We start from the raw sequence: 14,437 nt of genomic DNA, 5'->3' as shown, positions 1-14,437 counted from the left end.
ATGTAATAACTAATCGGTACCGGCTTTTGTTCCCGGCAACTTTACGCGCGGTAACTTGGCAGTCTGCCGGGGTCAGGCGGACAAGGCCTCGAGGAGTCTTTCCAGGGCTGCGGCGCAGGCGGCGGCGCGGATGTCCGGCCTGCTGCCGGTGAAGGAGTACTCGAAACCGGCGGTGCCGGCAGCTGTGGCAATTCCGATGTAGACCCGCCCAACAGGCTTGCCGTCGTGGGCCTCAGGGCCGGCGACGCCCGTGGTGGAAAGCCCGACGTCGGCACCGAGGGCAGAGCGCGCGCCGGCTGCCATGGCCCGGGCGACGTCCGGGTCGACAGACCCAACGCGGGCCAGCAGGTCGGCGGGGACGTGCAGCACCGCGTCCTTCACGGAGTTCTGGTACGCCACCACGCCGCCCTGCAGCATTCCGGAGGCTCCCGGTGTGTCGGCCAGGACCGCGGACACCATACCGGCGGTCAAAGATTCAGCGGTGGCAACGGTCCGTCCCGACTCGAGGGCCTGCCGGACGGCCTGCGCGGCCAGCTGGTGAAGATTGCTCATGCCTGTTCCCGCCCTTCCGCGGTCCCTGCCTGGCGCTTGCCATTGGCACGCAGGCGCAGGGCTTCAACCACGTATTCGACGCCGGTCCACAGCGTGATCGCCACCGCGGCCATCATGACGGCGAACGCCACCCAGGACATCCAGGGCGCGAACGCCCCGAACGGCAGGAGGTAGAGGAAGATCGCTGCGGTCTGCACCACGGTCTTGAGCTTGCCGCCGCGGGAGGCAGGAATGACGCCGTACCGGATAACGAAGAAGCGCAGGGCAGTGATGCCCCATTCGCGCACAAGGATCACCAGGGTTGCCCACCAGGGCAGTTCGCCCAGCAGGGACAGCATGACCAGCGCGGAGCCGGTGAGGAGCTTGTCGGCGATGGGGTCGGCGATCTTGCCGAAATCGGTGACGAGGTTCCGGCTCCTGGCGATATCGCCGTCGAGCTTGTCTGTGTAGATGGCGACGGCGAAAGCCGCCACCGCCGCCCAGCGCCACGGACCGGAGGTGCTGTGCAGTCCGGGGGCGTCTGCCACCAGGAACCACACGAAAAACGGGACCAGCGCGATGCGGATCATGGTCAGGACATTGGGAAGGTTCCAGACCCCGGCACGGCCCTGGCCGGCGGCGGTTGCATCGGTACTAGTCACGTTTCTAGGCTACCGGCCTAGCGCCCGGTGAGGGACCAGGCGTCTTCGGAGCCGTCGTCGTCTTCGCCGTATCCGCCGGGAGCGGAGCCCGAGCCGTCGTAGTATTCGACGTTCTGCTTCCTCTTGTCCAGGTCGGCAGCCACGAGGTCCTCGGCGTAGCCGCCCTGGGCGATGTTGGCGTTGGCGTTGTCGCTCAGCGCGGCGGTCTGCGAGTCCGGCGCTGCGGGGGCTTCCTGGCCCTTCATGGCGGCGAGGACGGCGGCGAGGTCGTCCGGCTTGACCAGCACGTCGCGCGCCTTGGAACCCTCGGAGGGTCCCACCACTCCCCTGGATTCAAGGAGGTCCATGAGGCGGCCGGCCTTCGCGAACCCGACACGGAGCTTGCGCTGCAGCATGGAGGTGGAGCCGAACTGCGTGGTGACCACCAGTTCCGTGGCCTGCAGCAACACTTCGAGGTCGTCCCCGATGTCGTCGTCGATCTGCTTCTTTTCCGCTTCAGGCGCAACGTCGTCACGGTAGACGGCCTGCAACTGTCCCTTGACGTGCTCCACCACCTTGTGGATCTCCGACTCCGTGACCCAGGCGCCCTGGACACGCATCGCCTTGGAGGCACCCATGGGCAGGAAGAGCGCGTCACCCTGGCCGATGAGCTTTTCGGCGCCCGGCTGGTCCAGGACCACGCGGGAGTCGGTGACGGAGGACGTGGCGAAGGCCATGCGCGAGGGCACGTTGGCCTTGATGAGGCCGGTGACCACGTCCACGGACGGACGCTGGGTGGCCAGCACCAGGTGGATGCCCGCGGCGCGGGCAAGCTGGGTGATGCGGACGATGGAGTCCTCAACGTCGCGCGGTGCCACCATCATGAGGTCGGCAAGTTCATCCACGATCACCAGCAGGTACGGGTAGGGCCGGATGACGCGCTTGGAACCCTCAGGCGGGATAACCTTGCCGGCCCGCACGGCCTTGTTGAAGTCATCGATGTGCTTGAACCCGTAGTTGGCGAGGTCGTCGTAGCGGGCGTCCATTTCGCGGACCACCCACTGCAGTGCTTCGGCGGCTTTCTTGGGGTTGGTGATGATGGGCGTGATCAGGTGCGGGACGCCCTCGTAGGCAGTCAGTTCCACGCGCTTGGGGTCCACCATGACCATGCGCACCTCATCGGGCGTGGCACGCATCAGGATGGACGTGATCATCGAGTTCACGAACGATGACTTACCGGCACCGGTGGCACCGGCCACCAGGAGGTGCGGCATCTTGGCCAGGTTGGCCACCACGTAGCCACCCTCCACGTCCTTGCCCACGCCCATCACCATCGGATGGTCCGTGCGGCGTGCATTCTGGCTGCGGAGGACATCGCCCAGGGAGACGGTTTCGCGGTCCGTGTTGGGGATTTCGATGCCGATGGCGGACTTGCCCGGGATGGGGCTGAGGATGCGGACATCGCTGGAGGCAACAGCGTAGGAGATGTTCTTGGACAGGGCGGTGACGCGCTCCACCTTGGTGCCGGGCGACAGTTCGATTTCGTACCGGGTGACGGTGGGGCCGCGGCTGAAGCCGGTGACGGTGGCGTCAACGTTGAACTGCGTCAAGGTATCGGTCAAGGCAGCGACGACGGCGTCATTGGCCTCGGTGCGCTCCTTGGGGATGGACCCGGGGGTCAGGAAGTCCGAGGCAGGGAGGGTGTACGTGACGTCGCCGGCGAGGGAGAGCTGCTCGGTGCGCTGCGGGATGGGGACGGGGGGCGGCGCCGGGGCCACGGGGTTGGAGGGCACGGTGGGCGCGGCTGCCGGCTTGCCGGGAGCAGCAGCGCCGGGGATGACCAGCGGGATGGCCTCGGTGGCGTTGTCCGGCGGTGGCGCCTGGGAAGCGGCGCCCAGGCCCTGGGCCGCCTTGATTTTTTCGACGGCGATCTCAGCCTGGGTGGGCCGCCGCATCCCGGGCGCGGGCCGGGCAGGTTCCGGCTCGTCGTCGTCAACGACGGCGTGCTCAAACGCTTCGTCGCCCACGTAGCCCTCAAGTCCTGCCTCGGACTCCTCGTCCTTCCCGAAGAACTTGCGCTTCTTCTTCCGGGGCGCGGCGGGGGCCGTCCGTTCGAGGTAGCTGCGGTCGTGGACGTCGGCGCGTTCCTGGTCCATCAGGTCGATGCCCATAAGGTGCTCGTAGGCTCCGCGGATGCGGCGCGGAATGGCCGTGAACGGGGTGGCCGTGATGATCAGCAGGGAGACGAAAGCGAGCAGGCCGTAGAGGGCCACGGGCACGGCGGGATGGATGGCGGCCAGCGGCGTGGCGGCCAGGAAGCCGAGCATGCCACCCGCTTTGCGGAGACCGTCGAAGCCGTCGGCCACGGTGGGCTGGCCGCCCAGGATGTGCGCCAGGCCGCAGCCGGCGAACGTCATGATCAGGAAGCCGATGCCCACCCTGTTGTTGCCCCGGCCATCGGAGGGCTGCCGGAACAACCGGAATGCGCAGACGAACAGCATGAGCGGAAGCAGCAGGGAAATCCAGCCGAAGGTGCCGTTCACCACGGCGTAGACGGCGTCGGGGAACCAGCCCGTCAGGCCCCACCAGGCGAAGGTGGCGATGAAAACGCCCAGCGCCAAGTTGAACAGCGCTGCGCCGTCGCGGCGTTCCTCGGCCGGAAGGTCACTGACATCGTGGCCGATGCGGCGCACTCCCCCGCCCACCAGGTGGCCCACGCCCAGCCATGCTCCGCCTACCACGCGCAGCAGCCACGGCTGGTGGTGTTCGACGGCGGGAAGCTGGCGGGTGCGTGCGGTGCTGGATGAGCCGCCGCGCCCTGCCTTGCCGGCAGTGGACCCGGTTCCGCGGGCTGTGGAGCTTCCGGATTTGCTGCCGGAGCTGCCCCTGCCGGTACCTTTGGGCGCGGAAGTAGTACGTGTGGCCATAGTAGCCACGCTACCGGAAGCATGCTGTGATTCCGGGGATATCGGGGCCGGAACGGCCCCCTGGTGCCCGCCGTTAAAAACCTCCGGCCCGTACTCCTGCCTGCGGCGGGGGTGCGGGCCGGAGCCGTTGGCAAGGACCGTCAGGCCTCGAGCACCACCGGGATGATCATCGGCTTGCGGCGCAGCTTGCGGTTGACCCACGTGCCCACGACGCGGCGCACCACCTGCTGGAGCTGGTGGCTGGTGTGGTCGGCGTGGTTCTGGACTGCTTCTTCCAGTGCCGCGTTGATCTTGGGGATGATGTCGTCGAAGACGGAGTCGTCCTCGGCAACGCCGCGGGCGTGGATCTCGGGCCCGGACACCACCTTGCCGGTGGCCCGGTGGATGACCGTGATGATGGAGATAAAGCCTTCGTCGCCCAGGATGCGGCGGTCCTTGAGGTCCGCGTCGGTGATTTCGCCCACGCTGGAGCCGTCAACGTAGACAAATCCAACCTCCACCTGGCCCACAATGTCCGCCTGGTGGTCGCGGAGGTCGATGACCGTGCCGTTGTCGGCAAGGATGACGCTGGCTTCCGGCACGCCTGACTCGATGGCGATCTTGCCGTTTGCGATCAGGTGGCGGGTCTCGCCGTGCACGGGCATCGCATTGAGCGGCTCGAGGATGTTGTAGCAGTAGAGCAGTTCCCCGGCTGCTGCGTGGCCGGATACGTGGACCTTGGCGTTGCCCTTGTGGATCACGTCGGCGCCGAGCTTGAGGAGGCCGTTGATAATCCGGAACACGGCATTTTCGTTGCCCGGGATGAGGCTGGAGGCCAGGATGACGGTATCGCCGTCGCCCACCACCACGCGGTGGTCGCCGTTTGCCATCCGGGACAGGGCCGCCATGGGCTCGCCCTGGGAGCCGGTGGACATGAGGACCACGCGGTTGTCCGGCAGGTTGTCGATGTTCTTGATGTCGACGATCAGCCCGGAAGGGACGTCCAGGTAGCCCAGCTTCTCCGCGATGGCCATGTTGCGGACCATGGAGCGGCCCACGAAGGCAACCTTGCGGTTGTGCTTGGCCGCGGCGTCGAGGACCTGCTGTACGCGGTGGACGTGGGAGGAGAAGGACGCCACGATGATGCGCTTGGTGGCCTGGCCGAAAAGCCGCTCCAGGGTGGGCCCGATTTCCTTCTCGGCCGTGGTGAACCCGGGCACGTCGGCGTTGGTGGAGTCGGACATGAAGAGGTCCACGCCCTCCTCGCCCAGCTTGGCGAAGTGGCGCAGGTCGGTGATGCGTCCGTCCAGCGGCAGCTGGTCCATCTTGAAGTCGCCGGTGTGCAGGACCGTGCCGCCGGCAGTACGGATGAACACGGCAAGGGCATCGGGGATGGAGTGGTTGACGGCAACGAACTCGCATTCGAACGGCCCGAACTTCTCCACCTGGCCTTCTTCAACGGTCAGCGTGTAGGGCCGGATGCGGTGCTCCTGCAGCTTCGCCTCGATCAGGGCCAGTGTCAGCTGGGAGCCCACCAGCGGGATGTCATTCCGCAGGCGCAACAGGTACGGCACTGCGCCGATGTGGTCCTCGTGGCCATGTGTGAGGACCACGGCCACGACGTCGTCCAGCCGGTCCTCGATGTACGAGAAGTCGGGGAGGATCAGGTCAACGCCGGGTTGGGTTTCCTCAGGGAAGAGGACGCCGCAGTCCACGATCAGCAGTTTGCCGTCGATTTCGAACACGGCCATGTTCCGGCCGATCTCCCCCAGCCCGCCAAGCGGAACGATCCGCAGCGTGCCTTGGGGCAGGCGCGGAGGGGTGACGAGGCCGGTAAGGGCAGTTTGGGTCATAGTGCACTTCTTTCCAGGCGGAAGGGTGCCGGTCTTAGCCTCAGGAGAAGACCAGCCCCGCTTCCGCCAAATCCCCGCGGATGGTTTCGATCTCGGTTTCGTCCGGCTCCACGAGGGGCAAACGGACAATCGAGTTGGGCAGGACTCCCTGCCATTTAAGAATCTGTTTGGCCGCCACGGCACCCTGGACGCGGGTCATGGTGGCGCGGACCACGGGCTGCAGCTCGAAGTTGATCTTGCGGGCAGTCCCAAGGTCGTTGGCGTTGACGGCGTCGATGAGTTCGCGGAAGCGGCGGGTGGCGACGTGGGTGGTGACACCCACCAGGCCGACGGCGCCCAGCGCCATCCAGGGAAGGGTCAGCCCGTCATCGCCCGAGTAGAACAGGAGGTCGGTTTCCGCCATGACGCGGGTGGCCGCAGTGAGGTCTGCCTTGGCGTCCTTGACGGCGACGATGTTTGGATGCTGTGCCAGCCGGATCATCGTGTCGGGTTCGATCGCGATGGAGGACCGGCCGGGGATGTCGTACAGCATGACGGGCACGTCCACGGCGGAGGCGATGGTCTCGAAGTGGGCGCGGACACCGGCCTGGCTGGGCTTGTTGTAGTAAGGGGTCACCAGGAGGAGGCCGTCGACGCCGAGGGCAGCAGCCTGCTGGGAAAGGTGGACCGAGTGCGCGGTGTCGTTGGTGCCGGTACCGGCAATGATGGCCGCACGGCCGCCCACAGCGTCCTTGACGGCGCGGAACATGCCAAGGTTCTCTTCGTCCGTCAGCGTGGACGTTTCACCGGTGGTGCCGGTGACCACCAGCCCGTCGCAGCCGTCGTCGACCAGCTTGCTGGCCAGTGCTGCTGCCTGGTCGTAATCCACTGCGCCGTCCTTGGTGAACGGCGTGACCATGGCGGTCAGGAGGGTACCGAGGGCAGGGATGTGCGCGGAAGAGTCAGCCATGGAAAAAACGTTACCCTGTCCCCGGCTGGTTAGGACAATGCCACGGACGTGACGAGCGTCAAATACGATGCCGCCCTGGCCGTGGAGCGTCCGCCCCTGCATGGCAATAGCGGCCCACTGCGGACTGCCGCAGGTCCTCTGCCCAGGCGGCGAGCCTCTGCGCCGCCCGCACGTAATGGAACAACTCCGTGGGGGTCAGGGCATCGAGGTCCGTCTCCGAGAGCCTGCGCGCCAGCTCCGCCCCCTCCGGCTGGGCCGCCAGGCTGATGCCTTCCCGTTCCCACGCGACGTCCTCCGCCGGACGCCCGGAGACCAGCTGCCGGAACAGGTAGTCCACCACTCCCGGACTCATCGCCTTCAGGGGCCCACCCCCGGCGTCAGGTTCTCCTGACGGCAAGCCGGCCGGACCGAAACCTCCCGGGAGGCTCCCGGCCCGCACATCGCCCGGCTGCGGGCGTTCTGCCTGGGCGGGTCCCGACTGCTGGCGTCCCTGCCCGTTGGATGCAGGGGCTCCTCCCCGGGGCGCGGGGGCTCCGGATGACATCATCTCCATACGGCCATGGTATTCGAACATATATTCGAACACAAGGAGGTCTTGTGCGCTTTCGACAGGAGCGCGGTGCGGGAGGGCCTGGCGCGTCGGACCCTGCCCGAGGGTGCGCCCTGCTGTGACAAGCCACCGTGCAAGCGCGTGTGAGACGATCTGGTCATGACGTCCCGCACCCCGGCCACCCGGTCCCGCAAGGCCCCAGGCAGGCAACAACCGGGGCGTCTCCGGGGAATCGACGCCGCCCGGGGCGTGGCGTTGCTGGGCATGATGGCCACCCACCTCCTGCCGACGTTCGAATCGAATGCAAACCTCACGCCAACGTGGATTGGCCTCACCTTCTCGGGGCGCGCCGCTGCCCTCTTCGCCGTGCTGGCCGGCGTGGGGCTTGCCCTCTCCACTGGAAAGGACAAGCCGTTGGAGGGCCCCGGGCTCTCTGCCGCCCGGCGCGGCGTAGCGCTGCGGGCCCTGGTGATTGCCGCCGTCGGACTTACCTTGGGTGGCCTGGAGGTGAACGTTGCCATCATCCTGGTCCACTACGCCGTGCTGTTCCTGTGCATCCTCCCCTTCCTGGGGCTGGGCGTGAAGCCGCTCTGTGCATGGGCGGCCGGCTGGATCCTTGCCTCGCCTGTCCTGGCATATCTTCTGCGCCCCTGGCTCCTTGCCCCCGAACCACCCCTGAAGCTGGGCCACAACCCGGGCTGGGAAGACCTCGCAACGCCTTCCAGGCTGCTCGCCGACGTGTTCTTCACCGGTTACTACCCCGTGTTCCAGTGGCTGTCCTACCTGCTGGTGGGGCTGGCGATCGGCCGCCTGGTCTTCTCCAAGGCGCTGGTCCCCGTAGTGCTGTTGGTCGGCGGGACCGTGGTGGCCGTGGCAGCAAAGACCCTGGGGACAGCGGCCATGGAGGACTGGGGCGGCCGGGCAGCGCTGGAAAAGGTGCTCAATTCACCGGGCTACCCACTGGGCAGCGTGCTGCAGGTGAACCTGACCGGCATTTCCCAACAGGACTCCTGGTGGTGGCTGGCGTCGGCCGCACCGCATTCGGGAACTCCGCTTGACCTGCTGCACACCTCGGCAGTGGCGGCGGCCGCCATTGGCGCGTGCCTGCTCCTGGGGCGCCTCGCCGAGTGGGTGGACCTGGACCTGCTGTTGCCTCTGAGGGGAGCCGGCGCCATGACATTGACCTTGTACACCATCCACGTATGGGTGGTTTCCGGCTTCTACCTGAAACCCCTGCCCGCCGGCTGGACCGAGGACGGGATGTACTTTGCCCAGGCAGCCACCGCCATCACTCTGGGCATTGTGTTTGCACGGCTGTCGTGGCGCGGACCGCTGGAATGGGCGAGCCATGCGGCCAGCCTGGTGGGCCGGGGCGGCTTCAAAGCCCTGCAGTGAGCCGTCCCAGCGACGGGAACTGCGCGCAGCTCGCCGGGCAGCTTCCGTGGAAACGACAAGGAACCCGCGGAACCACCATGTGGGTGGCGCCGCGGGTTACCTTGCATGCTGTGGGTCGGAACCGGCTGCTTGGCGTGTCCTGCCGTCGCTTGGGTCCGGCTAGTTCACCGTGGGGGTGAGAGTACCGGCGGGGTCGCCGTAGTCGTCATTGATGACCACTTTGACGGGACCCTTCTTCACGTCGAACGCAATGACACCTTGGCGGGCGTCGCCGGCACCGACCTCATCGGTGGGCAGCGCCCCCAGTCCATCGTCGAGATAAACCAGTTCGCCCTCTTTGCCCTCGGCGTCATAGACCTCGAAGTTCGAGGGGCTGGAGAAGCTGCTTCCGGTCAGCGTCTCCCAGGACACCTTGACCGCCAGGAAACCGCCGTTCTTCGGCTGCATGTAGGTCATGCCCGGAATTTCAGCCGTGTAAATGGAATCGAGGACGCTGACCTTCACGGTGTTGCCTTCGGACACAGTGGCGACGAAGGAGTTTGCACCGGCGGCGGATCCGTTGGCGGGGGCGGATCCACTGGAAGGTGCGGGCGCAGCCTGGGAAGCCGACGGAAGTTCGGGAGCCACGGGGATCTTGCGGTTGTCGAGGGCAGCACCGATCATGGCGATGGACATGATGGTCAGCAGGATCCCGGTGATGATGCCCACGAGCCAGACGGCGGCGGTGATGATCCAGGCCTTCTTCCTGTTCTCCGGGTAGCCCTCCAGCGGGCGTCCATCCCTGTCCCTGGTGTTTCCCGTCAATGTGATGATCAGGTCCACGATGGCCCAGATACCAAGGCCGCCCGCAGTCAACAGCTTCGCGACGCCCGAGCCGATCTTGCCCAGGTAGAAGCGGTCCGCGCCGAAGGTGCCCAGCAACAGTGACAGGATCCAGGTGGTCATAAAGGACTTCCGTGGCCTGTCGGAGTAGGGGGCACTGCCATAGGGGCCGGGCTGATACTCCCCCTGCGGGACTGCCGGGTACTGCCCCTCAAAGGTGCTTTGTCCCCCGAAGGTGGACGGCGCCGGCGGAATGGGCGGGGCGGCCGGTCCGCTCTGGGGCGGATGGGGGAAATTCGGATGGCTCATTGATGGTCCTTCTGTCCAGGGTGCGAGAAAGGGTGCAGGTAAGGGTGCGGGTGCAGGGGCGCACGGGGCAGGTACGCCGGTGGGCCCACGGCGGCGTCGAGCAGTATCAGGAACCTTCGCGTCCAGGGCCGCCGTAAGAGAGGGGTGCGGCGCCGCGGGAGTGGGAGCGGCTGACAGCGAGCAGTCCGTGGGATGCAGGTTTTATGGTTCAGGTTTTGGGGTGCTGCTGTTCCACGCCCATGGCATGGACATGGGCAACCTCATGCTTTCCCCCAAAGCTAAAGAGTCTTTACTAAATCAACCTACCGCGGACAGCAGGGAACTGCGATGGGGAGAAATGCCCATCGCAGTCCACGGCGAATGAACGCGCAGGAAACCGCGGCCCCCAGGTCTTCCCGGAGCAGGGCCGGCGCCGCGGGGCAGGGCCGGCGCCGCGGGGTATCAGGACGCGGCGGTGAAGAGCCTCACGGCGTCACGCATGGATGCCCGCGCACGCTTGCGGTCCCCGGCGGCGTCATAGGCACAGCTCAGCCGGAACCAGGAACGCCAGTCGTCGGGAGCGGCCTCGGCTTCGGCCCGGTACTTTTCGAACTCCGCATCCGCCGCGGCCCGGACGATCCGGCCGCCGGGCGTGCGTGGGAGCTCATCTACAGGCAACCCGCCTTCGGCTTCCAGGACCTTGGCCATCTGCTCGGTCCGCGCACCGAACATCAGCTCGCGGATCAGGGCCCAGGCGCCAACCACGGGCAGCACCAGGTAGGCGGCACCAATGGCCTTGGCTGTCAGGTTGCTGTCCGCCAGGAGCAGGAGGGATCGCTGGAAGGACACAACCAGGTAGAAGACCAGCAGCAGGGTCACCGCGCCTACCCAGATCTTGGTGCGGTTCTTCCTGAAGCCTGCAAGGAACCCGTCCACGGCCTAGAGCCCCAGGTCCAGGTAACCGTCCAGGCCGACGGTCAGGCCCGGGTGTGCCGCAACGTTGCGCACGCCCAGGAGCACGCCGGGCATGAACGAGGCCCGGTCGAAGGAATCGTGGCGGAGGGTCAACTGCTCGCCCGGACCGCCCAGCAGGACTTCCTGGTGCGCCACGAGGCCGCGGAGCCGGACACTGTGGACGCGGACGCCGTCCACCTCGCAACCGCGGGCGCCGGCAAGTTCACTGGTGGTGGCATCCGGGCTGGGCGGCACCTGGGCCGCGCTGCGTTCGGCAGCGATGAGCTGGGCGGTGCGGACCGCAGTGCCGGAAGGGGCATCCACCTTGTCCGGGTGGTGCAGCTCGATGATCTCCACCGACTCGAAGTATTTGGACGCCTTCGCGGCGAAGGCAGAGGCCAGCACCGAGCCGAGGGCGAAGTTGGGGGCGATGAGAACACCGGTATCCGGATGCTCCGCCAGGAGGGCTTCCAGCGCAGACAGCCGTCCGGCATCCCATCCGGTGGTGCCCACCACGGCGTGGATGCCGTGCTCGACGGCGAAGCGGACGTTCGCTTCGGTGCTTTCGGGGACCGTGAGGTCCACCAGGTACTGGGCACCTGCGGCAGTCAGCTGCTCCAGCGAATCACCCCGTCCCAGGGCTGCTACGAGTTTCATGTCGGGGGCGGCGTCAATGGCCTTGACGGCCTCGGCGCCCATGCGTCCAGTGGCTCCAAGGACGGCCACCAGCTTGGGAACGGAGTGTTGTTCGGTCATGGCATTAACCCTACCGGCGGGACGGGTTGGGGCAGGAACCGGGCGGCGTGCGTTACCTCGCAGAGAAGTGCGGCGAGCGCAAGCATCAGCTGCCTGCGCCCACCCATTCCACCGTGCCGTCCGAGAAGAACTGTTCCTTCCAGATGGGAACCTGTTCCTTGATCCGGTCCACCAGTTCGGAGCACACAGCGAAAGCCTGCCCGCGGTGCGCCGCGGACACCGCGCATACCAGTGCCGGATCCCCGATCTCCAGCATCCCGATCCGGTGGGCCGCCCAGATGCGGACAGGCTGGCCGGTGCCGGCCTCCCCCTCAGCGTCCTGCTCGGCAACCAGGCGGGCGACGACGTCGGCCATCACCTGGTGTGCCGTGGGGTGCGCACTGTAGCTGAGGCGCTCGACGGCCTTGCCGCCGTCGTGGTTGCGCACCACGCCGCTGAAGCTGACCACCGCTCCGGCAGTATCGCTTTCCACCGCTGCGATGGCCTGGTCCACGGAGATGGGCTCCGCACTCAGGACCGCGCTGACTACTTCAAATGCTTCAGTGCCCATGTCCGCCTTCCAGCTGGTCGCAGAGGTGCCCGATCAGCGGGTCAAGGACGGAGAGCCCGTCCATGACGCCCTTGGGCGAACCGGGCAGGTTCACAATAAAGGTCTTTCCGGCGGCGCCGGCGTATCCCCGGCTCAGGGCAGCCAAGGGGGTCTTGGCAGCCCCGGCACGGCGAACCGCCTCCATGATCCCGGGGATTTCCCGGTCCAGGAGCGGCAGCGTGACGTCCGGCGTCCGGTCGTCCGGGCTGAGGCCGGTGCCGCCGCTGGTGATCACGACGGCGGGGCGCTGGGTGAGGAGCGCGCGGATGGCAGCCCCCACGGGCTCACCGTCGGGCACCACCATGGCCGGGAACACGTCGAAGCCATGTTCGGTAAGCCAGTCCGCGATCACGGGGCCGGTTTCGTCGTCGTAAATGCCGGCGGCGGCGCGGGTCGAGGCGATGACGACGCCCGCCTTCCGCCCCTGAACGTCGCCGTGCACATGCGGTGCGGCCGCGCTGAAGGGTGAGGTCACAGTGCCCAGTCTCCGCTCTTTCCGCCGCTCTTGGACAGGACCTTGATGTCTGTCAGGACGGCATGCTTGTCCACTGCCTTGATCATGTCGTAGACGCTGAGGGCCGCCACGGAGGCGGCGGTCAGTGCTTCCATTTCCACTCCGGTGACTCCCCGGGTCTTGACGGTGGCGTGGATGGTGACGGCCTCCGTACCAAGGTCGAAGTCAACCGTCACCTTTGACAGCGGCAGCGGGTGGCAGAGCGGGACCAGCTCCGGGGTCTTCTTTGCGGCCATGATGCCGGCCACGCGTGCGACGGCCAGCGCGTCACCCTTGGGGAGCCCGCCGGTACCCAGGAGTTGCATCACCTCGACGGTGGTCCGGACGGTGGCGGTGGCTGTGGCCTCGCGGGTAGTTTCTGCCTTGGCGGAAACATCCACCATCTGGGCGCTGCCATCCTGGCGCAGGTGCGTCAGTGCTGGGGTCTGTTCTGCGTTCACAGCATCCATACTTCCACCTCGTCGCCGGCGGCGAGCTCCGTTACGCCGGCAGGGACGTGGACCAGGACGTTGGACCGCGCCAGGGCATGCATCAGGTGCGAGCCCTCGCCGCCCTCCAGCTTCACGGTCCCGTCGGGCTGCAGGCTTCCACGCCGGACCTGGTGCTTGTGTCCTGGAGATCCCAGGGGCTGGGCCAGGCGGGCGCGCAACGGCAGCCTGGGCGCAGGCGCCCCGAGCATCGCCGAGAGTGCGGGCCGGAGGAACATCTCGAAAGACACGAGGCAGCTGACCGGATTGCCGGGAAACCCAAGGAAGGGGACGCCGTCGAACGTCCCTATACCCTGGGGGCCGCCGGGCTGCATGGCGACGTGCAGGAAGTCGACGGGCTGGTCCGCCATGGCCTGGCGCACCACCTCATAGGCGCCCTTGCTGACCCCGCCGGTGGTCACGATCAGGTCCACGTCCTGGCCCTGATCGCGCAGCAGCGCCAGCAGTTCCGCGGGGTTGTCGGAGGAGACCCCGGCGCGCCGGACTACCAGCCCCGCCTGCTGCATGGCCGCTTCCAGGAGGGTCCCGTTGGAGTCGTAGATCTTGCCCTCCGGCAGTGGCCGGCCCGGTGCGACCACTTCGTCGCCGGTGGTGACCAGCAGGACGGCCACCGCCCGGTGCACCTCGACCTCGGCCATGCCAAAGGCGGCGAGCAGCCCCAGCTGCGCCGGCCCCAGGCAGGTCCCGGCGGCCAGGGCCCGCTCCCCCGCCGCAATATCGGTGCCGGCAGCGCGCACGAACGTTCCCCGGGCGGTGGCCGGCAGTGTCACCCGGCCATCCTGGCCAGGCTCCAGGAAGCGGTCCGGCACCGCCTTTTCAATGGGCACGACGGCGTCAGCCCCGGCCGGAATCATGGCACCGGTCATGATGGGGGCGGCGGTTCCCGCTGCAAGCGGCTGCGGGCTTGAGCCGGCGGGTACCGGCGGCATGACGCGCAAGTCCGCACCGCCGTCGGGAATGTCCACGGAACGGACGGCATAACCGTCCATCTGGGAATTGGCGAAAGGGGGAAGGCTGAGCGGTGCGGCGACATCGTGCGCCAGGCCGCGACCCAGGGCCCGGCTGAGCGGCAGGGTCTCGGTGCGCCCGGCCAGGCGGACCGACTGGAGGAGTTCTGCGACGGCGGCGGCATGGTCGGCGACCGGCCGCGCACGTTCGGCGTTGCCGTGGGGGTGGCTGGTCATGGGTACGCCTTTGGTCG

Annotated in this window: 14 protein-coding genes; 1 reads left to right on the top strand and 13 read right to left on the bottom strand. The window is 67.4% G+C overall.

Going from position 1 to position 14,437, the window contains the following annotated elements:
- Positions 1-72: 72 nt before the first annotated feature.
- The 6 genes from ACR65J_RS02500 to ACR65J_RS02475 form a co-directional block, all read right to left on the bottom strand.
- Positions 73-552 (bottom strand): CinA family protein, encoded by a 480-nt coding sequence (locus ACR65J_RS02500; protein WP_440165740.1) that lies wholly within the window; start codon positions 550-552, stop codon positions 73-75.
- Positions 549-1,193 carry a CDP-diacylglycerol--glycerol-3-phosphate 3-phosphatidyltransferase gene (gene pgsA / locus ACR65J_RS02495; RefSeq protein WP_440165738.1) on the bottom strand — a complete coding sequence of 215 codons (645 nt, stop codon included), beginning with the start codon at positions 1,191-1,193 and terminating at the stop codon, positions 549-551. Before pgsA ends, ACR65J_RS02500 begins: the two co-directional genes overlap by 4 nt.
- 17 nt (positions 1,194-1,210) lie before the next feature.
- Positions 1,211-4,099, bottom strand: coding sequence for an FtsK/SpoIIIE family DNA translocase (locus ACR65J_RS02490; protein WP_440165736.1), 2,889 nt, complete (start codon positions 4,097-4,099; stop codon positions 1,211-1,213).
- Positions 4,100-4,239: 140 nt separating this feature from the next.
- A complete protein-coding gene (locus ACR65J_RS02485; RefSeq protein WP_440165733.1) occupies positions 4,240-5,931 on the bottom strand; it encodes a ribonuclease J in 1,692 nt (563 codons plus the stop codon).
- A 40-nt stretch (positions 5,932-5,971) separates the two neighbouring features.
- Positions 5,972-6,880 (bottom strand): 4-hydroxy-tetrahydrodipicolinate synthase, encoded by a 909-nt coding sequence (dapA, locus tag ACR65J_RS02480; protein WP_440165731.1) that lies wholly within the window; start codon positions 6,878-6,880, stop codon positions 5,972-5,974.
- Between the two features lie 58 nt (positions 6,881-6,938).
- A complete protein-coding gene (locus tag ACR65J_RS02475; protein ID WP_440165729.1) occupies positions 6,939-7,433 on the bottom strand; it encodes a hypothetical protein in 495 nt (164 codons plus the stop codon).
- A gap of 156 nt (positions 7,434-7,589) precedes the next feature.
- On the opposite strand from ACR65J_RS02475, the gene ACR65J_RS02470 reads away from it, so the two are divergent.
- Positions 7,590-8,825, top strand: a complete 1,236-nt coding sequence (locus tag ACR65J_RS02470; protein WP_440165726.1) for a heparan-alpha-glucosaminide N-acetyltransferase domain-containing protein — start codon at positions 7,590-7,592, stop codon at positions 8,823-8,825.
- Positions 8,826-8,984: 159 nt separating this feature from the next.
- Here ACR65J_RS02470 and ACR65J_RS02465 read toward each other — a convergent pair whose 3' ends face one another.
- The 7 genes from ACR65J_RS02465 to ACR65J_RS02435 form a co-directional block, all read right to left on the bottom strand.
- A complete protein-coding gene (locus tag ACR65J_RS02465; RefSeq protein ID WP_440165724.1) occupies positions 8,985-9,956 on the bottom strand; it encodes a TM2 domain-containing protein in 972 nt (323 codons plus the stop codon).
- A gap of 441 nt (positions 9,957-10,397) precedes the next feature.
- Entirely contained in the window at positions 10,398-10,871 is a 474-nt protein-coding gene (locus ACR65J_RS02460) for a hypothetical protein (protein ID WP_440165722.1), read from the bottom strand.
- Between the two features lie 3 nt (positions 10,872-10,874).
- The gene (gene dapB / locus ACR65J_RS02455; RefSeq protein WP_440165720.1) at positions 10,875-11,645 is read right to left on the bottom strand and encodes a 4-hydroxy-tetrahydrodipicolinate reductase; all 771 of its coding nucleotides are present in this window, start codon (positions 11,643-11,645) and stop codon (positions 10,875-10,877) included.
- A gap of 85 nt (positions 11,646-11,730) precedes the next feature.
- On the bottom strand, positions 11,731-12,195 hold the full coding sequence (locus tag ACR65J_RS02450; RefSeq protein WP_440165718.1) for a molybdenum cofactor biosynthesis protein MoaE: 465 nt from the start codon (positions 12,193-12,195) through the stop codon (positions 11,731-11,733).
- On the bottom strand, positions 12,185-12,709 hold the full coding sequence (locus tag ACR65J_RS02445; protein WP_440165717.1) for a MogA/MoaB family molybdenum cofactor biosynthesis protein: 525 nt from the start codon (positions 12,707-12,709) through the stop codon (positions 12,185-12,187). The genes ACR65J_RS02450 and ACR65J_RS02445 overlap by 11 nt, the downstream gene beginning before the upstream one ends.
- Complete coding sequence (moaC, locus tag ACR65J_RS02440) at positions 12,706-13,197, bottom strand: cyclic pyranopterin monophosphate synthase MoaC (protein WP_440165715.1); 492 nt, start codon at positions 13,195-13,197, stop codon at positions 12,706-12,708. Before moaC ends, ACR65J_RS02445 begins: the two co-directional genes overlap by 4 nt.
- Positions 13,185-14,420 (bottom strand): molybdopterin molybdotransferase MoeA, encoded by a 1,236-nt coding sequence (locus ACR65J_RS02435; protein WP_440165713.1) that lies wholly within the window; start codon positions 14,418-14,420, stop codon positions 13,185-13,187. The genes moaC and ACR65J_RS02435 overlap by 13 nt, the downstream gene beginning before the upstream one ends.
- Between the last annotated feature and the right edge of the window lie 17 nt (positions 14,421-14,437).

It is taken from the genome of Arthrobacter sp. SAFR-044 (genome assembly GCF_059414985.1).
The sequence above is the reverse complement of the archived record's forward strand: the minus strand, read 5'-3'. Positions and strand labels throughout refer to the sequence as shown.

Bases quoted from the DNA above. Each gene is read 5' to 3' on its own strand.
- ACR65J_RS02490 (WP_440165736.1), bottom strand. From the start codon at position 4,099: ATGGCCACACGTACTACTTCCGCGCCCAAAGGTACCGGCAGGGGCAGC.
- moaC (WP_440165715.1), bottom strand. From the start codon at position 13,197: ATGGATGCTGTGAACGCAGAACAGACCCCAGCACTGACGCACCTGCGC.
- ACR65J_RS02485 (WP_440165733.1), bottom strand. From the start codon at position 5,931: ATGACCCAAACTGCCCTTACCGGCCTCGTCACCCCTCCGCGCCTGCCC.
- ACR65J_RS02475 (WP_440165729.1), bottom strand. From the start codon at position 7,433: ATGGAGATGATGTCATCCGGAGCCCCCGCGCCCCGGGGAGGAGCCCCT.
- ACR65J_RS02465 (WP_440165724.1), bottom strand. From the start codon at position 9,956: ATGAGCCATCCGAATTTCCCCCATCCGCCCCAGAGCGGACCGGCCGCC.
- ACR65J_RS02450 (WP_440165718.1), bottom strand. From the start codon at position 12,195: ATGGGCACTGAAGCATTTGAAGTAGTCAGCGCGGTCCTGAGTGCGGAG.
- ACR65J_RS02470 (WP_440165726.1), top strand. From the start codon at position 7,590: ATGACGTCCCGCACCCCGGCCACCCGGTCCCGCAAGGCCCCAGGCAGG.
- dapB (WP_440165720.1), bottom strand. From the start codon at position 11,645: ATGACCGAACAACACTCCGTTCCCAAGCTGGTGGCCGTCCTTGGAGCC.
- ACR65J_RS02500 (WP_440165740.1), bottom strand. From the start codon at position 552: ATGAGCAATCTTCACCAGCTGGCCGCGCAGGCCGTCCGGCAGGCCCTC.
- dapA (WP_440165731.1), bottom strand. From the start codon at position 6,880: ATGGCTGACTCTTCCGCGCACATCCCTGCCCTCGGTACCCTCCTGACC.
- ACR65J_RS02435 (WP_440165713.1), bottom strand. From the start codon at position 14,420: ATGACCAGCCACCCCCACGGCAACGCCGAACGTGCGCGGCCGGTCGCC.